Genomic DNA, 19,781 nt, shown 5'->3' on the forward strand with positions numbered 1-19,781 from the left:
GTCGTAGGACCGCGCCATGACGGACAGCCCCCGCATCTTCCTCATCCGCCACGCGCTCGTCGTGCCCGCCGCCCGGCTGATCGCCTATGGCTCGATGGACGTGGCCCTCTGCGAGGAGACGCTGGCGGCCGATCGTCCCGCCTATGACTGGCTTGCCTCCCGCCTGCCACGCGGGGCGAACTGGTACTGCACGCCGCTGGCCCGCACGCGAGCGACCGCCATGGCCGTCTTCGCCGCCGGCTATCCGGAAGCGGAGCTGACCGAGCTGCCCGCCTTCGTCGAGCAGCATCTCGGGGAGTGGCAGGGGCTGTCGCACGAGGAATTCACCTCCATGCTGCGCGACCCGCCGCACCCGTTCTGGATGCATGGCGCCGACGAGCGGCCGCCGGGCGGGGAGACCCTGTCCGACGTGGTCGCCCGCGTCGGCCCGGCCCTGGAAGCAGTGGCGGACAAGGCTGGCGATCGCGGCGTCGTGATCGTGGCCCATGGCGGGTCGATCCGCGCGGCGCTGGCCCATGCCGGCGCCTTCACGCCCCATCAGGCGTTTCAGTTCAGCGTGAAGAACCTCTCCATTACTTCCCTGGAGCGGGAGAGGGGCCATTGGCGCATCCGGACGGTTAATGAGCAGCCGCCATCAGGACTGCCCGTGGCCGCTCTGGCTTCGCGGGAAGGGAGCGGCTAGTCTCCCGCCCTGCCAAGGGGTTGGGGAGAGAACTTCATGCGGCGCACGATGATGCTCCTCGGGGTGGTGGCGGGCTTCGCCCTCGCCTCGCTGCCAGGCGCCGCCCGGGCCCAGTCCGAGACGCAGGCGCTGGTGGACCGCGCCACCCTGACCGTCCAGGAGATGCTGACGGAGGGTGACCCGAACGCGACCCGCGACGTCACTCGCCTGCTTGGCCAGGCGCGGGCCGTGGTCATCTGCCCCCGCCTGTTCCGCGCCGGCTTCATCTTCGGCGGCCAGGGCGGCGACTGCGTGCTGACGGCGCGCGACGGCGCCGGCTCCTGGTCCTCGCCCGCCTTCTACACCATCGGCTCCGCCAGCTTCGGCTTCCAGATCGGCATCCAGGATGCCCAGGTCATGATGCTGATCCTGACCAACAAGGGCCTCAACGCCGTGATGGACAGCCAGGTGAAGCTCGGCGCCGATGCCTCCGTGGCGCTGGCCACCATCGGCGGCGGCATCGCCGGGGCCACCACCACCGCCGTCGGCGCCGACATCGTCAGCTACGCCCGCACCCGCGGCCTCTACGCCGGCATCTCCCTCGAGGGATCGCTCCTCTCCAGCCGGAGCGACTTCAACAACGGCTACTACGGCCGCGCCGTCGCGACCCGCCAGATCGTGGTGGACATGCAGGCCCATAACCCGGCCGCCGACCCCCTCCGGGCGGCCCTGATGCGCTTCGGCGCTGGTGGGTCCTCGGCCATGGCCCCCATGGCGCAGGCACCGGGCGCCCTCCCGCCCATGCAGGCCGCGCCCAGCGGCGGGGCGATCACGCGCGAAACCCTGCGCTAACGGGCTGCGCGGCCAGAGTGGGCTCTGCCCTCTCCGGCACCTCTCCCGCCAGAAGCCTGGTTGGACCTACAGGTCCAACCCTGGACCTGCATCGGGCTGTCGCAGATGCGATGACTGCGGGCTGGTTCTCTCTTGCCGCCCCTGCTGCGCGCCTAGCCGCCGCGGGGCCATGACCCGGGGCGCACCGTTCGCGAAGCATTCTGGACTCGAAGAAAAAGATGATGGTGAGGGGGCTGGGGAGAGGAAGAACTCCTTCTTCCTCTCTCCGGAGTCACCGGCGCCAACCCCCAAATGGCTTATTCCGGCTCCACCCCCGCGCGCCGGAGAATGGAGAGCCCGCGTTCCGCCGCCTCGGTGATGAAGGCCGCGAAGGCTTCGGGGCTTTCGCCCAGGATCGGCTCCCCGCCCAGTTCGGCCAGTTTGCGGCGCACCTCGGGCTGGGCTGCCGCGGCCTGGACGGCCGCGTGCACGCGCGAGACCTGGGCGGCCGGTAGTCCTTTCGGCCCCCAGAGGGCGAACCAGGGGGCGATCGGCGCCAGGGCCGGCATGCCGGCCTCGGCCGCGTTGGGGATGTCAGGCGCGACGGCGGCTCGGCCGGGCCCGGTGACGCAGTAGGCGCGCAGCCGCCCCGCCTGGATCAGCGGCAGGGCGGAGAGGAGGGGCGCCATCATGAGGCTCGTCTGCCCGCCCACCACGTCCTGCAGGGCGGGGCCGGTGCCGCGGTAGGAGACGACGAGCACGGGCACCCCCGCTTCAAGCCGGAACACCTCGGTCGCGAGGTGGCCGGAGGTGCCAAGGGAGGTGTTGGCAAAGGCGTGCCGGTCCGGCCGGGCGCGCACCTCAGCGAGCAGCGCCGGCAGGTCCGTGGGCACGAGGTTCGGTGCGCCGACGAGCACGAGGGGCGAGATGGCCAGCCGCGCGATCGGCGTGAAATCCGCGATGGGATCGTAGGGCACCTGGCGCATGACGCCGCGCGCCAGCAGGTGGCTGTCGGAGTTGCAGAGCAGGGTTCGCCCGTCCGGCTCCGCCCGCGCCGCGGCGGCGCTGCCCACGGCGCCGTTCGCGCCCGAGCGGTTCTCGATCACCCAGGATTCACCGAGCATCGGCCCCACGGCTTCGGCGAAGATGCGGCCGGAGATGTCGATGCCCCCGCCCGGCGGATAGGGCACCACGACCCGCACGGCGCGCGACTGGGCCCGCGCAGCGGCGGCAGGCAGGAGGCCGGCGATTGCCAGCAGGTTGCGGCGGTGCATCCGTTGAGCCATCCCTGGGGACCGATTCGACATGACCGAGGCTATCCTGCGCGACCTCGCCCTGGCGAACCGCCTGCTGGTGCGGGACGGGATCGTCGATGATTTTGGCCATGTCGCGCACCGGGACGTGGAGAACCCGGAGCGCTTCTGGCTCTCCCGCGCGCTGCCGCCGAACCGGGTGACGCCGGGCGATCTTCGCCTGCACGGCCCGGATGGGGTTTGCGAGGACAGCTCGGTCGGCACCTATTCCGAGGCGGTGCTGCACGCCCGCGTCTTCGCAGCGCATCCCAATGTGCAGGTCTCGATCCACCACCACGCGCGCCCGCTGCTGCCCTTCACCATGCCCGGCGCGCCCCCGCTGCGCCCCGTCTTTCACACCGGCGCCGTGGCGGGATGGGACATCCCGGTCTGGGACAGCGCACCCTTTGGCGCCGGCGGGATGCTGGTGGACACGGTGGAAAAGGCGGATTCCCTGGCGGCGTGCCTCGGCCAGTCGCGTGCGGTGCTACTGCGAGGGCACGGCGCGGTCGTGGTCGGGCCGGATATCGCCACCGCCGTCATGGTCGCGATCTACATGGTGGAGAACGCCGCCGTCGCGCTGGCGGCGGGCGCCACGGCCCGCCCCGTGCCGGGCCTCTCCCGCGAGGAGGTGGCGGAGACCGCGCGGCGGCTGCTGACGCCGAACACCGTCGCCCGCGTCTGGGCAGGGCGCATTGCCGGGCTGGAGGACTGAGCGCGCCGGTCTCTTCACGCGACTCGCGCCGGGTGAGCGCTTGCCCCGGCCGGCCCGGCGGCGTCATCTGCTGCGGCGCAGCGGAAAGACCAGGGCTTTGCCGAATCAGCTTCCCACCATCCCCGCGCCGGCGGGCACCCGCTTCATGCTGCTCACCGGGGCCAGCCGCGGCATCGGCCACGCGACGGTCAAGCGCTTCCAGTCAGAGGGCTGGCGCATCCTCACCGTCTCCCGCCAGCCCTTCTCGGAGGAGTGCCGCTGGCCGAACGCGCGCTGGAGCCACATCCAGGCAGATCTCTCGAACCCTGGGGAGGTGAGGCGCCTTGTGGACATCGTGCGCCACCGCCTGCCGGAGGGGCGGCTCCACGCCCTCGTCAACAACGCCGGCATCTCCCCGAAAGGGGAGGGCGGTGCGCGGCTCGGCACGCTTGGCTCCGACCACGAGGTCTGGAACTCGGTCTTCAACGTGAATCTCTTCTCCACCGCAGCCCTCGCGCGCGGGCTGTTCCCGGAACTCTCCGCGGGCAAGGGGAGCATCGTGAACGTCACCTCTATCGCCGGATCGCGCGTGCACCCCTTCGCCGGCACCGCCTATGCGTGCTCCAAGGCCGCGTTGGCGGCGCTGACGCGGGAGATGGCGCACGAGTTCGGCGCCCATGGCATCCGCGTGAACGCCATCGCGCCCGGGGAGATCGACACGGCCATCCTCTCCCCCGGCACCTCCGAGATCGTGGAGCGGGACATCCCCATGCGGCGCCTCGGCACGGCGGAGGAGGTGGCGGAGACGATCCTCTTCCTCTGCTCCGGGGCCTCCTCCTACGTGAATGGGGCGGAAATCCACATCAACGGCGGGCAGCACGTGTGAGGTGCGTGCGGGAGCGTCGCTCTCACCCCTCCACGAAGCGCTTGAAGGCCTCCGCGTAGCCCGGGTGCCAACGCGAGAGCGGCGGCCGGTTCTCCACGATGTCCCCCGCGCCCCAGAGGATGCGTCGTTCGTCCAACGCCCGCGTCACGTCGTTGTCGGGGCAGAGGATGTAGAAATCCCCCGCCGCGAGGCGCTCCATCATGAAGTCCACTGTCTGCTCGGGTGTCCAGGCGGCCTCCGGCTTCTCGCTGCGGCCATTGGCAGTCAGCGGCGTGAAGACGAAGCCGGGGATGAGCAGGTGCGCGCCGATCCGGCAGCCCGGCGTGTTCCTTAGCTCGTGCTGCAGCGCTTCGGTGAAGGCCCGGACCCCGGCCTTGGAGACGTTGTAGGCTGGGTCTCCGGGCGGCGTGGTGATCCCCTGCTTCGACCCCGTGTTGATCACCAGCCCCGGCCGTCCGCGCTCGATCATTCCGGGCACGAAGGCGCGGGTGCCGTGGATGACACCCCAGAGGTTCACCCCGATCACCCGCTCCCAGTTCTCGGCGGGGCCAAAAAGGGCGCTGCCGGGCTGGACGCCGGCATTGTTCATCAGCAGGTCCGTGCCGCCGAAGCGCTCCCGCACCGCCGCCTCCAGCTGCCGGAGGTCCTCCGGGCGGCTCACATCCGTGGCCATCGCCATGACCCCCGCCTCGCCGCCCGGCGCCACGGCCGAGAGGGCGCGGGCCGCCTCCGCCAGCCTCTCCTCCCCCAGGTCGGCGATGCAGACGCGCATCCCCTCCCGCGCGAAGCGCATCGCGGCGGCCAGGCCAATCCCGGAGGCGCCGCCAGTGACCACTGCCACGGAGTCGGGCGAAAGCGCGGGCTGCATCATGGGATTGTCCTTTTCTGCGGGGCGGCCGCGGTCAGGCCAACTGGTCCAGCCCGGCCCGCAGCGCCCCATCGGGGTCCGGCAACAGCCCCTCGCGCAGGAACAGATCGATCAGCACAAGGTTCACGTTGAACTTCACGCTTTCCGTGTCGCGCACCGCTTCCAGCACCCGCCCGATCGGCCAGAGCTCGAAGCGCTCCACCTCGTCGTCGTTCGGGCGCGGTTCGATGCCCTCGGGGATTTCGAGGTCGTAGAGGTGGAGGAGGTCGCGCCGCATCCCCTCCTCCGTCCGCATGATGTAGGAGACGCGTCCGACTGGCCGGGCCTTCGCCGCGAGTTCGGCGGGCAGGGAGGCCTCCTCCTCCGCCTCTTTCACGAGGCAGCGCTCCGGCGTCAGCCCGGCGGGGATGCCGCCGGCGACGATGTTGTCCATCTGGCCCGGCGCCACCGCCTTGTCCTTCGCGCGCCAGCCGACCCAGAGGTGCAGCCCATCGGCCCGGCGGACGAGGCCGTTCACGTGCACGCCCTGGCTGATGATTCCGAGCGCCGGCAGCACGCCGCGGTCCACCGTGCCCAGGACCGGCCCCTCTGGTGTCGCCCTGACGTCGAACTCCTCCCCCCGGATGCGGCCGAAGCCGGCGCGGGCGAGGGTGCGGGCGATCTCCGCCAGCGCGCCGGTCCGAGCTGCGCTGCCGCGGATGCCGGCGGCGAGGGAGACGCCTTCTGGCCCGAAATGCACACGGTTCGGCAGGAAGGTCAGGGCTTTGGCGGCGTCCGGCTCGAGCCAGCCCACCTGATCCTCCCCGATGCGGAAGGGCAGGTAGCCGGCCGGGGAGGGCAGGTTGTTGCAGGCGGCGATGTGGTGGGCAAAAGGATCCATGCGCCCATCCTGCCCCGCCTTGCCCCGGCCGGCATCCCCGCCATGCGGCCGCCCCGGCTGGCGCTGCGGGCCGGAACACCCCATTTGTAAGATCTCGCCGTTCCCATCCTCGTGAGGGGTGCCGGCACCCCCCACTCGGACCCGCCCGGTGCGGCGCCGGCCCCCACCCTGGGGCCGCCCATGCCCGGGGCCGCGGCCCGTACCGGAGTTCGCGCGTGTCCGCCGCCACTGCCCAGCCGACCACCCCGCCGAAAAGTCCGGCAGCCGACAAGCCCGCCCCACGCGGCACCTTCGCCACCCTCCGCAGCCTCGCGCCTTATCTCTGGCCGAAGGGCGAGCCGGCACTGCGGGCGCGCGTCGTCATCGCGCTGCTGCTGCTGGCGGCGGCGAAGGTCGCCAACGTGCTCGTTCCGATCGCCTATTCCCGCGCGGTGAACGCGCTGACGCCGCATCTGGGGGAGGGGGCCGCGGCCGGCACCGCCGCCGTGCTGACGGTGCCGGTAGCGCTGGTGGTCGGCTACGGGCTGCTCCGTGTCGCCTCCTCGGCCTTCGGGGAGCTGCGGGACGCGGTCTTCACGAAGGTGCAGGGGCGGGCCGGACGGCGCATCGCGCTGCAGGTCTTCACCCACATGCACGCGCTCTCGCTCCGCTTCCACCTCGACCGTCAGACGGGCGGGCTGTCGCGCGTGATCGAGCGCGGGACGCGGGGGATCAACTTCGTCCTCGACTTCATGATCTTCAACATCATCCCGACGATCCTCGAGATCCTCATGGTCTCGGTGATCCTCTGGAAGCTGTTCGACTTCTCCTTCGCCGCGGTCACCCTCGGCACCATCGGGCTCTACGTCACCTTCACGCTCATGTTCACCAACTGGCGCCTGCGCTTCCGCCGCCAGATGAACGAGACCGACCAGGAGGCGAATACGCGGGCCATCGACAGCCTGCTGAACTACGAGACGGTGAAGTACTTCGGCAACGAACGGCACGAGGAGCGGCGCTACGATGCCTCGCTCGCCCGCTACGAGCGCGCCTATAACCAGTCCGAGGTCTCGCTCAACTTCCTCAACATGGGCCAGGCCGCGATCATCGCGGTGGGGCTCACGGTCGTCATGCTGATGGCCGCGCGCGGCGTGGCGGCGGGGCGGATGACGGTCGGTGACTTCGTGCTCGTGAACACCTACCTCATCCAGCTCTACCTGCCGCTCAACTTCCTCGGCTTTGTTTATCGCGAGATGAAGCAGGGGCTGGTCGACATGGAGGCCATGTTCACCCTCATGCGGGAGAGCCAGGAGATCGCCGACAAGCCTGGCGCGCCCCAGCTGCCGCCCGGCCGGGGCGAGGTGCGGTTCGAGAGCGTCCGCTTCGGCTACAACCCCAACCGCGAGATCCTTCACGGCGTGGACTTCAGGGTGCCGCCCGGCCGGATGCTCGCCATCGTCGGCCCCACGGGCGCGGGCAAGTCCACCATCTCCCGCCTTATGTTCCGCTTCTACGACGTCTCCGCCGGCCGCATTACCATCGACGGCGCGGACCTGCGCGACGTGACGCAGGAGAGCGTGCGCGCGGCCATCGGCGTGGTGCCGCAGGACACGGTGCTGTTCAACGACACCATTTTCTACAACATCGCCTACGGCCGCCCCAACGCGACCGAGGAGGAGGTGGTCGAGGCCGCGAAGCTCGCCCAGGTGCACGACTTCGTCCTGCGCCTGCCGGAGGGCTACAAGACGCGCGTGGGCGAGCGCGGCCTGAAGCTCTCGGGCGGCGAGAAGCAGCGCGTGGCCATCGCGCGCACCATCCTCAAGAACCCGCGCATCCTCATCCTCGACGAGGCGACCAGTGCGCTCGACACCCGCACGGAGCAGGAGATCCAGTCGGCGCTGCGTGGCGTCTCCCGCGGCCGGACGACGCTCGTGATCGCGCATCGGCTCTCGACGGTCGTGGAGGCCGACGAGATCATCGTTCTCTCCGAGGGGAGGATCGCCGAGCGCGGCACCCATGCCGAGCTCGTCGCCGCCGAGGGGATCTACGCCGCCATGTGGCGCCGCCAGGCCCAGGCCGTGGCGCTCGCCGAGGCCGCCGCCGCCGCGCGCGACGTCCTGCCCGAGCCCGCCGGTCCGGCAGGCGGGCAAACGCCCTCGCCGGTGGCCGTCGGGTCTTCCGCTCCCGCCCCGGCCTGACCATCTGGCCCCAACACTTAGCAGACAGCAGGAGGCCCTGGGCATGACCCTGGACCCGCAAGGCAACGCCCCCGAGGACCTGAGCCATGCCGGCTCGGTAACGGACAAGGCGATCGAGTACATGATCGAGCAGGGAATCGCGCCGATCTCCGTCGCCTCCGCCCTGCTGGGCGGCGCGCTGGGCCTGATGGCCCGCACCATGGAGGACCCCGCCATCGCCCGCGTCCTCCGCAGCGCCCTCGCCTCGGTGGAGAGCGGGGAATTGCACGAGATGCGGCGCGCCGATCCCGGCAGCGCCGGGCCCTCCTAGCCGCCCTTGCGCCGCCGGGCGGGACCTCCACCTCCCGGCCATGCCGAATCGCCGCCTTCCGGGCCCCGTGCTCGCGCTGCTCCTGCTCTCCTCCTGCGGGGAGGCGCAGGAGACCGCGTCTTATCTCGGCCCGCCCGGCATCGCCGCCGCCCGGTTCCCCGCGCCTGTCCGCCCGGTGGCGCCGGTGGTGTCCGACCGCTGGCAGGGCGAGGACGCGCGGGAGCGGGTGGGCGAGGCCGAGCGCGTGCTGGCTTGGCTCGATATCCGGCCGGGGCAGGCGGTGGCCGATATCGGCGCCGGCTCGGGCTATTACACGGTGCGGCTGGCGGCGCGCGTCGGCCCGGAAGGTCGGGTCCTCGCCCAGGACGTGGTGCCCGGATACCTCGCGCGGCTGCGCGAGCGGGTCGCGCCCCTGCCGAACGTCTCGGTCGGCCTCGGCGAGCCTGGTGACCCGCGGCTGCCGCCCGGCTCCACCGATGTCGCGCTCCTTGTTCATATGTATCACGAGATCGAGCAGCCCTTCGCGCTGCTGGCCAACCTCGTGCCCGCGCTGCGGCCGGGCGCGCGGGTGGGGATCCTCGACGTGGACGATGCGACGCCCCGCCACGGCACGCCCCGTGCGCTGCTGGCCTGCGAGCTGGCGGCGGTCGGCTACCGGCAGGTCGGCTTCCACTGGCTGCTGGAGGCGCCGCCGCGGTCCGAATACCTGGCGATCTTCGAGCCGCCCGCGAGCCCGCCCGCGCCGGAGAGCATCCGCCCCTGCACGCCCTGATGCCTTGACTCCCGGAGGGCGCGCGGGCAATACGCGCCCCTCATCCTTTTCCACGCCTGCCCGCGCGTCCTGCGCGCGCGTCATTCTGGGGTTTCCACCATGTCCCGCCGCTGCGGCATCACCGGCAAGGGCGTCCAGGCCGGCAACAATGTCAGCCACGCCAACAACAAGTCCCGCCGGCGCTTCCTGCCCAACCTGCAGGAGGCCTCCTTCTTCTCCGACGTGTTGGGCACCTCGATTCAGATGCGCCTCTCCACCCGCGGCATCCGCACCGTGGAGCACAATGGCGGCCTCGACGCCTTCCTGCTGGGCACCCCGGACCGTTCCCTCCCGCCCGAGGCGATGGTGCTGAAGCGCCGTATCGAGCGCGCCCAGGCGAAGAAGGCCGCGGCCTGAGGCGATCCACCCGGATCCGCTGAGTTAAACGACGGCGCGAGGAAGTCTCCTCGCGCCGTTGTTATTTCTGGTGCCTGGCCGTTCACGATTCGGCAGGTCTCCCGCTGGCAGTCTGCGCCGCATGGAGACAAAGCTTCTCGTCGCAGCGGCGGCCTTCGCCGTGCTGGTTCTCGCCGGTGCCGCCTTCGCCCTGAACCGCCTTCGCGCCGCCGAGCGCCGCGCGGACCGCGCCGCGCGCCAGGCGGAGGCGCTGGGGCGGTGCCTCGGCATGATCGCGCGGGAACTCGAGGCGCCCGGCCTCTCTTTGCTCGGCCTCGCCGCCCGCCTACCGCCCGCGGTGGCCCCGGACGTGGAGACCGAGGCACGGCGCCTGCTCAACCTCGCGGAGGAGGTGGCCGACCACTTCCTCTCCCAGCCTGGCTCGCGCGGCCTGGCCGAGAACCGCATCCCGCTTGGCCCCCTGCTGCATGAAACCGTGAGCACCGTGTCCCAACTGATGGGGGATGGGGCGCGCCACTGGCACGTCACGCCCGAGGCCGAGGCGCTGGTGCTGCTCGCCGACCGGCGCGCGCTGCGCCGCGCGCTCTCCCAGTCTCTCGCGCGCGCGGCACGGGAAACGCGCAGCGGCGACCGGATCGCGCTCCGTGTCGTGCGCGCCGCCGAGACCGTGGCCCTCGTCATCGAGGACGAGGGCGCGGGCCTGCCGCGCGACGACCTCTCCGGCCTCGGCGAGGGCACGCGCGGCCTCTCCCTCGGCCTCGCCGCCGCGCGGGAGCTGATGCGGGCCCATGGGGGGGAGCTGACCCTGGAAGCGGCACCCGGAATCGGCGCGCGCACTTGGCTGACCCTGCCGCGAGGGAGGGTGCTGGAGGATCCGGTCGCGGCCTAGGAGGCGGCAGCCCCGTCCGACCAGCCGAGGATCATCAGCAGGGTGCGCTGGAAGAACAGCTGGTTGTCGTCCGAAATGACCGCCACCAGATCGCGCCCACCATGGCGGAAGGCGCTGACGCCCTCCCAGTTGTCGCTCGGCAGCGGTGGGGCAAGGTGGGCGACGAGCCGTCCCTCCACTGTTCCGGGCCGTTCGGCGAGGGGCGGCAGGCGGGTGAGGCGGGCCGAAAAGCCCTCGGGGAACTCGGCGTGGCGCTCCAGCACGAGGGCGCCGCCGTCAGGCAGGGGGCAGAGGTCACTCGGGTCGTGGCCGGCGGCAGGACGATAAGAGAAGCGGTGCCAGGTACCGGGGCCGCCGATCCAGGCGACCCGGGCGGTGCCATCCTCCGGCGCGCGCTCGCTCTCGGCGATGGCAAGCCAGCGGCCGTCCGGCAGCACGCCCAGGGATTCGAGGCCACCATTGCCGGGCCAGCCGATGATCCCAGGCGGGGTCTCCATCGGCTCGGCATGGCCGCCCAGGTGGCGATAGCGCCAAATACGGTGCAAGCGCTCGAAGCCAACGAGCCAGGAGCCATCGGGCAGGGCGGCCAGGCATTCGGCATCGCCCAGGAAGCCCTGTAGGGGATGGCCGGCGATGTCGCGCAACGGCCCGGCGCGTGGCGCTTCCAACCCGAGTGGCGCCCCGTTGGGGGCCAGAACGAGCCGGGCCTGGCACCAGCGGCCGCGGTCGCTGATGGAGGTGAGGGTAAGGTCGGGCCCCAGGTGCAGGGCCGAGAGACCGTCCGCCCCCAGCACCTCCGTGTCGATCCGAAGCACGCCGAGCGGGCGTAGCGCCATGCCGGCCAGGGGGTCGGGGAAACCCTCCGGCAGCGGCTCCGGCCGGGTCAGCGGCCCCGGCAGCCCGCAGGAGGAGGCGCCGAGCAGCGCGGCCATGGCCGCCCGTCGCCCAAAGGCACGCCGCCGCAGGCCCCGTCGCGGGGACCCGCCCGGCGCACTCACACCATGACCGGCGCGCGCTCCGCGGCCGCGCGGTGCCAGGCCGCCGCCGCGTCCTCGTCGAAGAGCTCGGTCAGCTTCTTCATCATCGTGCCGCCCAGCTCCTCGGCATCCACGATGGTGACGGCACGGCGGTAGTAGCGCGTCACGTCGTGGCCGATGCCGATGGCGATCAGCTCCACCGCCTCGCGCCCCTCGATGTCGCCGATCACCTTGCGCAGGTGGCGTTCAAGGTAGTTGCCGGGGTTCACCGACAGCGTGCTGTCGTCCACCGGCGCGCCGTCCGAAATCACCATCAGGATGCGCCGGCGCTCTGGACGCTGGAGGAGGCGGCGATAGGCCCAGTCGAGCGCCTCGCCGTCGATGTTCTCCTTCAGCAGGCCCTCGCGGAGCATAAGGCCAAGGTTCTTGCGCGCGCGGCGCCAGGGAGCGTCGGCCGCCTTGTAGATGACGTGCCGCAGGTCATTCAACCGGCCGGGGTTGCGGGGCTTGCCGTCCTGCACCCAGCGCTCGCGCGATTGGCCGCCCTTCCAGGCGCGTGTGGTGAAGCCGAGGATCTCCACCTTCACCGCGCAGCGCTCCAGCGTGCGGGCGAGGATGTCGCAGCACATGGCCGCCACCGTGATCGGCCGCCCGCGCATAGAGCCCGAGTTGTCGATCAGCAGCGTGACCACCGTGTCGCGGAAATCCGCCTCCCGCTCCTGCTTGTAGGAGAGGGAGAGCATCGGGTTGACCACGATCCGCGCGAGGCGGGCGGCGTCGAGCATCCCCTCCTCCAGGTCGAACTCCCAGGCGCGCTGCTGCTGCGCGAGGAGACGGCGCTGGAGCCGGTTGGCGAGCTTCGAGACCACGCCTTGCAGATGAGAGAGCTGCTGGTCGAGCTGCTGGCGAAGCCGGGACAGCTCCTCGGGGTCGCAGAGATCGTCGGCTGAGACTTCCTCGTCGAACTGGCGGATAAAGGCGCGGTAGGTGGAGGCGTCGTCGGTGACGGGCACCTCCTTCCGCTGCTGCGGGCCGCCCGGACGGTCCTCGCCCTCGGCGGCGGCGCCGTCATCCTCCTCCTGCTCGCCCGATTCCTCCTCGCCCGCCTGGCCCTCGGTCTGCTCGGGCTGGGCGCCCAGCGGGTTCTCGGATTCCTGCGGCTTGCTCTCGCCCTCGCCGCTCTGGTCCTGGGCGCCGGAGGTCTCGCTGCCCTCGTCCTCCTGGTCCTGGGATTCCTCGCTCTCGGCCTCGACCTCGGCCTCCGCGAGGTCGAGCGCAGCCAGGAGCTTGCGGGCGGCGCGGCCAAAGGCCTCCTGGTCCTCGGCGGCGCCCGCCATCTCGGCCAGGGCCTGGTCGGCGCGCTCGCCGAGCGTGTCGCGCCAGAGATCCACCACACGCTTGGCGGCCTCGGGCACCGGCTCGCCGGTCAGCTGCTCGCGCGCCAGCAGGGAGAGCGCCGCGGTCAGCGGCAGCTGGTCCTTGCGGGTCATGCGGTCGTAGCCCTCGGCCTCCGCCTGCTCGTTCAGCCGGGCGCGGAGGTTGGCGGCGACGCCGGACATGTGGCGGCCGCCCACGGCCTCGACGCGGGCCTGCTCCAACGCATCGAAGACCTCCCGCGCCTCGCGGCGGCCGGGGGTGCGGGCGGCATGGGTGGCCTCGTCGTGGTGGCGGAGCTTCAGCGCCACGGAATCGGCCGCGCCGCGCAGCCGGGCCATCTCGGCCGGCGGCAGGGCGCGGGTGGGCAGGGGCAGGCGGGCGCGCTTGCCGGCCAGGCCCGAGGGGCCGGGTTGGAAGGCGACCTGTACGTCGTTGGAGCGCGCGATGGCGCGCAGCGTGCCGGCAGTGGCGCGCTTGAACTCCTCCTGCCGGGTGGTGTCCTTGTTGCTGCCGCTCATGGCTTCGCGGCTCCCTTGCGGATGGCGGCCTGCCGGGCAGGGCGGGCCTCGATGGCGGTGAGATAACGGGTGATGCCGGGGCCAGGGCGGAACATGCCCCATTGCGTGATCCAGGCGAGCAACCCGCCGATGAGGATATCGGCCGCGGTGAAGTGTTCCCCCAGCAGCCAGGGACCGGTTTCGAGGCCCGCCTCGATCCGGGCCGCTACCTCCGGCAGGGGCGGCCAGCCAAGGGCACGGGCGGGCGCCGCCTGGGCGCGGGGGAAGGCCAGATCGGCGATGGCGGGTTCCAGCACGCCGGAGGCGGTCGCCATCCAGGTCGCGTAGGCCGCGCGCGCGGGCGTATCGACGAGGGGTGCGAGCCCCGTGCCGGGAAGGGTGTCCGCAACATAGGCGGCGATGGCCGCGGCCTCCGTCACCACCACCCCGTGCCAGTCGCCGGAGGGGCCGCGGTCAACGAGCGCGGGCAGCTTCCCGGCCGGGTTGATCCGGAGGTAGTCGGCGGCCTTGTGGGTCGCCGCCTCCATGTCGTGCCACTCGAGCTCGTAGTCCGCCCCTGCCTCCTCCAGCAGCCAGAGGCTGCCGGCGGAGCGGGTCTTCGGGGCGTGGTGCAGCAGGAAGCGCGCCGCCACGGTGCGGATTACCGCTTCACGTAGAGACCCGTCGGGATCTCCTCGTTGAAGCAGCGCTGGTAGTACTCGGCCACGGTGGAGCGCTCGGCCTCGTCGCACTTGTTGAGGAAGGTGAGGCGGAAGGCGAAGCCGACATCGCCGAAGATCTTCGCGTTCTCGGCCCAGGTGATGACGGTACGCGGGGACATGACGGTGGAGATATCGCCCGCGATGAAGCCGGCGCGGGTGAGGTCCGCCAGCGCCACCATCGCCTCGATCTGCTTGCGGCCCTTGGTGTCGTTCTCCGCCACGCCGAGCTTGGCCATGACGATCCCCGTCTCCTGCGCGTGCGGCAGGTAGTTCAGGGTGGCCACGATGTTCCAGCGGTCCATCTGGCCCTGATTGATCTGCTGGGTGCCGTGATACAGGCCGGTCGTGTCGCCCAGCCCCACCGTATTGGCGGTGGCGAAGAGGCGGAAGGCCGGGTTCGGCCGGATCACGCGGTTCTGGTCGAGCAGCGTCAGCTTGCCCTCGACCTCCAGCACGCGCTGGATGACGAACATCACGTCCGGGCGGCCGGCGTCGTACTCGTCGAAGACCATGGCGCAGGGGTGCTGCAGGGCCCAAGGGAGGATGCCTTCCTTGAACTCCGTCACCTGCTTGCCGTCCTTCAGCACGATCGCGTCCTTGCCGACGAGGTCGATGCGGGAGATGTGGCTGTCGAGGTTCACGCGCAGGCAGGGCCAGTTCAGCCGCGCCGCCACCTGCTCGATATGCGTGGACTTGCCGGTGCCATGGTAGCCCTGGACCATCACGCGGCGGTTGAACGCGAAGCCTGCGAGGATCGCGAGAGTGGTGTCGCGGTCGAAGCGGTAGGTCTCGTCCAGCTCCGGCACGTGGTCCATCCGGACGGAGAAGCCCGGCACCATCATGTCGCTCTCGATACCGAAGGCGTCGCGGACCGACACCTGCACGTCCGGCTGGTCGATGGTTCCGGTGGGCGAGACGGCGGCGCGGTTCTCGGCGATGCTGGCGACCTTGTTCATGGGCGGGTTCGATTCCGTGAGAAGGTGGTGGCCGGCATGCCCTTCGGGGTCAGGCCGCCTGGCTCGGCTGCTGTGCAAGCGTTGCGAGGCGCTTGCGGATGAGGCTGTAGGCGCGGTTGATGTCCTTCAACCGCTCCTCTGAAGATTTATCGCCGCCATTCGCGTCCGGGTGATAACGCTTGGCGAGTTCCTTATAACGCGCCCGCAGCCCGGTCTCGTCCACCGGCCATCCGAGGCCGAGCACGTCGAGCGCGGCGCGAAGCTCCGGCGGGGCCTCCCGCGCGGTCTTCTTCGGCGTCGGCTTCGTGTCGGCGAAGAGGCCGAGCGGGTCGCGCATCGCTTCAGGCCCGAGATGGGCCTGCGCGCCCAATCGTCCAAGGGGCCAGGTGGGGCGCTGCCAGCCTGAGTCGTCGCGAAGGTTCTGCTCGATCTCCTCGGGCGTCATCCCGCGGTAGAAATCCCAGGCCTGGTTGTAGGCGCGGACATGTTCGAGGCAGAAATGATAGTAGTCGCGCAGGCGTGACCTGTCTCGCGGAGCGCGGAACTCGCCTACGGCCTCACAGCCGGGCGCGTCGCAGTTGCGCGCCGTGGTGCCGGGAGGAACGGTGGATCGGGGGGGTGCTGCGCCGCGTCGGGCCATGATGGGGAGCCTTATGATCGCAGCCGCCCCTGCCGGCAAGGCTGGAAACGCGCCGTCTGCCGCGCCGCCAAGATATGGAAATCCTTCCTCTTATGAGCAATACCGCCGCATGACCTCCGCCGAACCCGCCTCCCGCGCCGACCGTCTCCGCGCCACGCTGCTGCACGCTTTCCCGGGCGCGGAGGTACTGGTGCGCGACGACAGCGCTCTCCATGCCGGCCATGCCGGGGCCGCGCCGGGCGGGGAGACGCATTTCGCCGTGCGCGTGGTGGCGCCGGGATTCACGGGGATGACGCGGCTCGCCCGGTCACGCGCCGTGCACGCGGCGCTGGAGGCGGAGTTCGGCGGTGGGATGCACGCGCTGGCGCTGGAGCTGCGCGCGCCGGGGGAGGCGTAGCGGGCGCTCAGCCCGGCTCGGCGCTGCCCCAGCGCTTCGTCACGATCGGGCTGTCCGGCGCGTAGGCGAGGCAGGTGCCGATCATCCGGTCCCGCGCCGCCTTCGCCGCCTCGGGGTCGTCCCGCTCGCGCTTGCGGCGCACAGGGTAGACGGTCTGGAAGGCGACGGTCGCCATCTGCGCGAGCATTTCCCGCAGATGGGTGCAGCCGTGGGAACCGCCGACGCGCTCCTTCACCGCGCGGGTGAAGCCCGGCCCGATCCGCACTCCCGCGAGGGCCGCGAAGTTCGGCGCGGCCATGGGGCAGATGTCGTAGGGGGAGAAGTCGGTGGCCGCCTCGCAGGCGGTGATCATGAGGTCGTCGTCCACCGTCAGACGCAGCCACATGCCGTGCAGCGCCTCCCCCGGCTGGATCGTGCCGCGGTCGAGGTTCTCGAAGGGGTAGGTCTTCGTGTCGACCAGGTGCCCCTCAATGTCGAAGAGACCATCGGCACGGCGGTAGCCGTGCATGGTGATCTCGCGCCGGTGAAGGGGTTCACGCTCGGCGGGGGCGGAAAGTGGCATGGTGCGGTGCAAGGTAAGGCCGCCCGGGGCTCAGGACCAGGGGCGGCGGCACTTCAGGTCGCTCCCTCGTCCCGCAGCAGTGCCTCTACCGTGTCGGGCGGCACGTCCGCGGTGGTGAAGGCGGCGCCGGCGCCGCGCATGAGCACGAAGCGCATCGCGCCATCCCGCACCTTCTTGTCCTTCCTCATGCGCCCGAGCAGCGCCTCGGCTGAGAAGCCGCGGGGCAGGTCGCAGAGGCGCGCGGGCAGGCCGACCGTCGCCAGGTGCTCGATCACCCGCCCCGGCCATTCCTGCGAGCAGTGGCCGAGCCGGGCCGAGAGGCTGGCCGCGAGGCCAAGGCCGACCGCGACCGCCTCCCCGTGCAGCAGCGTGCCGTCGTAGCCGCACTCGGCCTCCAGCGCGTGGGCAAAGGTGTGGCCGAGGTTGAGCAGGGCCCGGCCGCCCTCCGGCGCCTCCTCCCGCTCGTCGGCCACGACCACCCCGGCCTTCAGGCGGCAGGACTCGAGCACGGCGTGGCGCAGCGCCTCCGGGTCGCCGGCCATGGCGGCCGGGCCCTGGGCCTCGCACCATTCCCAGAGCGGGCCCTGGAGCAGCCCGTGCTTCGCAACCTCCCCCCAGCCCGCGCGCAGCTCGCGCCGCGGCAGGGTTGCGAGGGTATCCGTATCGGCCAGCACGATACGTGGCTGGTGGAAGGCACCCGCGAGGTTCTTGCCCGCGCGCAGGTTCACCCCGGTCTTGCCGCCGACGGAGCTGTCCACCTGGGAGAGCAGCGTGGTCGGCACCTGCACGAAGGGCAGGCCGCGCAGCGCGACGGCGGCCGCGAAGCCCGCCAGGTCCCCCACCACCCCGCCGCCGAGGGCGATCACGGTCGTCTTCCGGTCCGTGCCGCCAGCGAGAAGGCCTTCCAGCACCTCCTCCAGCATGGTCATGCGCTTGGAGCCCTCGCCCGGCGGGACCAGGATCTCGGCGCAGAGGTCAATGCCGCTCTCGGCCAGGCCGGCGCGGAGCGTCGGCAGGTGAAGCGCCGCGACCGAGGCGTCGGAGACCACCGCCACCCGGCGGGAGGGCAGGTGCGGGGACAGCAGCCCGCCCGCGCGGGCCAGGAGGCCAGAGCCCACCACCACCTCGTAGGCGCCGGTCGAGAGGGCGACGGGCAGCCGCGCCGGCCGCTGCCAGCCGAGGATGGCGCGCTCCACCCGCAGCGTCGTCACCTCCGGCGCGTCGTCGCCGCAGTCGAGGGCGAGATCGGCCTCGGCGTAGAAAGGGTAGCGGGCGGCCATCAGGCCCCGCAGCACCTCCTCCGGGTCGCGCCCGATGAAGAGAGGGCGGTTGCTGCGCCCGACGATCCGCCGCTTGAGCACGGGGATGTCGGCGCGGAGCCAGACGGTGACCGCCCCGGCCTCGCGCAAGGCGCGGCGGGTGCGGGCATCCGCATAGGCGCCGCCGCCGGTGGCCAGCACGACCGGCGGGCCGGCCGCGATCCGGCTGATCACCCGGCGCTCGCCGTCGCGGAAATGGGCCTCGCCGTAGCGGGCGAAGATCTCGGCGACCGTCATGCCGGCCGCGTTCTCGATCTCGGTGTCGGCGTCGAGGAAGGGCAGGCCGAGGCGCGCGGCCAGGCGCTTGCCGATCGCGGACTTTCCCGCCCCCGGCATGCCCACGAGGACAATGCTGTGCATGGGGCTGTGCATGGGGCTGTGCGACGGCCGCGCCGCGGCGGCCTGAGGGGCGGCCTGAGGGGCGGCCTGGGGGGCGGGGGGTGGCCCTTCGGTCGCTTCGGCGTCCGTCGTGGCGGGGAGGGGATCGGCGAGGTTGCGTGACACGGCGCGCGACGCTAGCACAAGCCGCACGCCGCGTCGTCCGCGCGGCCCGCAGAGAGTCGCGCCGCGCGGCGCGCCCCGGGGAAGCCGATTACCTGATGTTCCGACGCCCCATCCTCGTGGTGATCCTCCTGCTGGTGGGCCTTCTCGTCGCGGGTCTGCTCGCCGTCGGCGCCTTCCCGCCAGGTGTGAAGCAGCAGCCGGTCGAGCGCGTGCTGCCGAACGACCGCTTCGGCCCCCGCTGAGACAGGTCGGCCGACCCTCGCCGGCCGACCGGCGCGAGGGCTTGAACCGTCACGTCGAGGCCTTCATGGAGGTGCTGCAGGCCGAGCGCGGCGCGGCGCGCAACACGGTGGAGGCCTACCGCGCGGACCTCACGGACGCGATCGGCTACGCCGCGCGCCGCGCGGGGGAGACGGCCGAGGCGATGAGCGCCGCCACCCTCTCGGCCTATATCGCGGGGCTGACGGATTCCGGCCTCTCGCCCCGCACCGCCGCCCGCCGCCTCTCGGCGCTCCGCCAGTTCCACCGTTACCTCGCCTTGCAGGGCCTGCGCGCCGACGACCCGACGGAAGCGTTGGACAGCCCGGCCAAGCCTGCCCTGCTGCCCCACCCGCTGCGCGAGGAGGAGGTGGAGCGACTGATCGCCGCCGCCGTCCGCTTGCCGGTCCGGCGGGCGCCCCTCGCGGTTGCGGTCTGCGAGCTGCTCTACTGCTCCGGCCTCCGGGCGAGCGAGCTGGTGGAGCTGCCGGCGACGGCGCTGCGGGAGGATTCCCCCCTCGTCGTTGTCCGCGGCAAGGGCGGCAAGGAGCGGCTGGTGCCGATCAGCGCCCGCGCGCGGGAGGCGGTGCGGGCCGCGCGGGCGGGCGTGAAGGGGGCGGAGACCTCCCGGTGGCTCTTTCCCTCCCGCGGAGCCTCGGGGCACCTGACGCGGCAGACCCTCAACAACCTGCTGGAGGAGGCGGCGCTAGCGGCCGGGATCGAGCCGGCGCGTGTCTCGCCGCACGTGCTTCGCCACTCCTTCGCCTCCCACCTGCTGGGGCGCGGGGCGGACCTGCGGACGCTGCAGGTGCTGCTCGGCCATGCCGACATCGCCACCACCCAGATCTACACGCAGGTGCTGGAGGAACGGCTGCGCGCCCTGGTGGAGGAGCACCACCCGCTGGCGCGGGCCTGA

At 71.9% G+C, this 19,781-nt stretch carries 22 protein-coding genes; 12 read left to right on the forward strand and 10 right to left on the reverse strand.

Features of this window, described 5'->3' with window-relative positions; translation table 11 throughout:
* Positions 1–16 precede the first annotated feature (16 nt).
* Positions 17–682 (forward strand): histidine phosphatase family protein, encoded by a 666-nt coding sequence (locus BO39_RS07210; RefSeq protein ID WP_043831546.1) that lies wholly within the window; start codon positions 17–19, stop codon positions 680–682.
* Positions 683–718: 36 nt separating this feature from the next.
* Complete coding sequence (locus tag BO39_RS07215) at positions 719–1,513, forward strand: lipid-binding SYLF domain-containing protein (protein WP_043831548.1); 795 nt, start codon at positions 719–721, stop codon at positions 1,511–1,513.
* Between the two features lie 296 nt (positions 1,514–1,809).
* Here the strand turns inward: BO39_RS07215 and BO39_RS07220 are convergent, their stop codons facing one another.
* Positions 1,810–2,766, reverse strand: a complete 957-nt coding sequence (locus BO39_RS07220) for a Bug family tripartite tricarboxylate transporter substrate binding protein (RefSeq protein ID WP_052401731.1) — start codon at positions 2,764–2,766, stop codon at positions 1,810–1,812.
* A gap of 31 nt (positions 2,767–2,797) precedes the next feature.
* Between BO39_RS07220 and BO39_RS07225 the strand changes: the two genes are divergently transcribed.
* Complete coding sequence (locus BO39_RS07225; protein WP_043831551.1) at positions 2,798–3,499, forward strand: class II aldolase/adducin family protein; 702 nt, start codon at positions 2,798–2,800, stop codon at positions 3,497–3,499.
* 97 nt (positions 3,500–3,596) lie between these two features.
* A complete protein-coding gene (locus BO39_RS07230; RefSeq protein ID WP_420493636.1) occupies positions 3,597–4,364 on the forward strand; it encodes an SDR family NAD(P)-dependent oxidoreductase in 768 nt (255 codons plus the stop codon).
* Positions 4,365–4,386: 22 nt separating this feature from the next.
* Here BO39_RS07230 and BO39_RS07235 read toward each other — a convergent pair whose 3' ends face one another.
* Both BO39_RS07235 and BO39_RS07240 read right to left on the reverse strand, forming a co-directional pair.
* Positions 4,387–5,235: an SDR family NAD(P)-dependent oxidoreductase gene (locus BO39_RS07235; RefSeq protein WP_043831553.1), complete on the reverse strand. Its 849-nt coding sequence runs from the start codon at positions 5,233–5,235 to the stop codon at positions 4,387–4,389.
* Positions 5,236–5,266: 31 nt separating this feature from the next.
* Positions 5,267–6,112 carry an NUDIX hydrolase gene (locus BO39_RS07240; protein ID WP_043831555.1) on the reverse strand — a complete coding sequence of 282 codons (846 nt, stop codon included), beginning with the start codon at positions 6,110–6,112 and terminating at the stop codon, positions 5,267–5,269.
* Between the two features lie 215 nt (positions 6,113–6,327).
* On the opposite strand from BO39_RS07240, the gene BO39_RS07245 reads away from it, so the two are divergent.
* The 5 genes from BO39_RS07245 (at position 6,328) to BO39_RS07265 (ending at position 10,656) form a co-directional block, all read left to right on the forward strand.
* On the forward strand, positions 6,328–8,289 hold the full coding sequence (locus tag BO39_RS07245) for an ABCB family ABC transporter ATP-binding protein/permease (protein ID WP_084697922.1): 1,962 nt from the start codon (positions 6,328–6,330) through the stop codon (positions 8,287–8,289).
* 43 nt (positions 8,290–8,332) lie between these two features.
* Positions 8,333–8,599 carry a hypothetical protein gene (locus BO39_RS07250; RefSeq protein ID WP_043831557.1) on the forward strand — a complete coding sequence of 89 codons (267 nt, stop codon included), beginning with the start codon at positions 8,333–8,335 and terminating at the stop codon, positions 8,597–8,599.
* A 40-nt stretch (positions 8,600–8,639) separates the two neighbouring features.
* Positions 8,640–9,371 (forward strand): class I SAM-dependent methyltransferase, encoded by a 732-nt coding sequence (locus BO39_RS07255; protein ID WP_043831559.1) that lies wholly within the window; start codon positions 8,640–8,642, stop codon positions 9,369–9,371.
* A gap of 99 nt (positions 9,372–9,470) precedes the next feature.
* Entirely contained in the window at positions 9,471–9,767 is a 297-nt protein-coding gene (gene rpmB, locus BO39_RS07260; RefSeq protein WP_043831561.1) for a 50S ribosomal protein L28, read from the forward strand.
* 121 nt (positions 9,768–9,888) lie between these two features.
* Positions 9,889–10,656, forward strand: a complete 768-nt coding sequence (locus BO39_RS07265; protein ID WP_043831563.1) for a sensor histidine kinase — start codon at positions 9,889–9,891, stop codon at positions 10,654–10,656.
* On the opposite strand, the gene BO39_RS29720 is transcribed toward BO39_RS07265, so the two are convergent.
* The 5 genes from BO39_RS29720 to BO39_RS07290 all read right to left on the reverse strand — a co-directional run bounded on the left by BO39_RS29720 (position 10,653) and on the right by BO39_RS07290 (position 15,825).
* Entirely contained in the window at positions 10,653–11,588 is a 936-nt protein-coding gene (locus tag BO39_RS29720) for an esterase-like activity of phytase family protein (protein ID WP_052401733.1), read from the reverse strand. The two genes, BO39_RS07265 and BO39_RS29720, sit on opposite strands and share 4 nt — an antisense overlap.
* Before the next feature lie 62 nt (positions 11,589–11,650).
* Positions 11,651–13,528, reverse strand: coding sequence for a cobaltochelatase subunit CobT (gene cobT / locus BO39_RS07275; RefSeq protein WP_043831564.1), 1,878 nt, complete (start codon positions 13,526–13,528; stop codon positions 11,651–11,653).
* Positions 13,525–14,160, reverse strand: a complete 636-nt coding sequence (locus tag BO39_RS07280; RefSeq protein WP_043831566.1) for a glutathione S-transferase family protein — start codon at positions 14,158–14,160, stop codon at positions 13,525–13,527. Before BO39_RS07280 ends, cobT begins: the two co-directional genes overlap by 4 nt.
* A gap of 8 nt (positions 14,161–14,168) precedes the next feature.
* On the reverse strand, positions 14,169–15,185 hold the full coding sequence (gene cobS, locus BO39_RS07285) for a cobaltochelatase subunit CobS (RefSeq protein WP_043831568.1): 1,017 nt from the start codon (positions 15,183–15,185) through the stop codon (positions 14,169–14,171).
* A 49-nt stretch (positions 15,186–15,234) separates the two neighbouring features.
* Positions 15,235–15,825: a J domain-containing protein gene (locus tag BO39_RS07290; protein ID WP_043831570.1), complete on the reverse strand. Its 591-nt coding sequence runs from the start codon at positions 15,823–15,825 to the stop codon at positions 15,235–15,237.
* A gap of 109 nt (positions 15,826–15,934) precedes the next feature.
* Between BO39_RS07290 and BO39_RS07295 the strand changes: the two genes are divergently transcribed.
* Positions 15,935–16,222, forward strand: a complete 288-nt coding sequence (locus tag BO39_RS07295; RefSeq protein WP_043831572.1) for a BolA family protein — start codon at positions 15,935–15,937, stop codon at positions 16,220–16,222.
* 7 nt (positions 16,223–16,229) lie between these two features.
* On the opposite strand, the gene BO39_RS07300 is transcribed toward BO39_RS07295, so the two are convergent.
* Both BO39_RS07300 and aroB read right to left on the reverse strand, forming a co-directional pair.
* Positions 16,230–16,784, reverse strand: a complete 555-nt coding sequence (locus BO39_RS07300; protein ID WP_043831574.1) for a DUF2889 domain-containing protein — start codon at positions 16,782–16,784, stop codon at positions 16,230–16,232.
* A gap of 53 nt (positions 16,785–16,837) precedes the next feature.
* Complete coding sequence (aroB, locus tag BO39_RS07305; RefSeq protein ID WP_043831576.1) at positions 16,838–18,475, reverse strand: 3-dehydroquinate synthase; 1,638 nt, start codon at positions 18,473–18,475, stop codon at positions 16,838–16,840.
* A 227-nt stretch (positions 18,476–18,702) separates the two neighbouring features.
* Here aroB and BO39_RS33585 point away from each other — a divergent pair, with 227 nt between their 5' ends.
* Positions 18,703–18,849: a hypothetical protein gene (locus BO39_RS33585; protein WP_169742737.1), complete on the forward strand. Its 147-nt coding sequence runs from the start codon at positions 18,703–18,705 to the stop codon at positions 18,847–18,849.
* 41 nt (positions 18,850–18,890) lie between these two features.
* Positions 18,891–19,781 carry a tyrosine recombinase gene (locus BO39_RS07310; RefSeq protein WP_043831578.1) on the forward strand — a complete coding sequence of 297 codons (891 nt, stop codon included), beginning with the start codon at positions 18,891–18,893 and terminating at the stop codon, positions 19,779–19,781.

It is taken from the genome of Roseomonas aerilata DSM 19363 (assembly GCF_000711725.1).
In the GTDB taxonomy this organism is placed as follows: Bacteria; Pseudomonadota; Alphaproteobacteria; order Acetobacterales; family Acetobacteraceae; genus Roseomonas; species Roseomonas aerilata.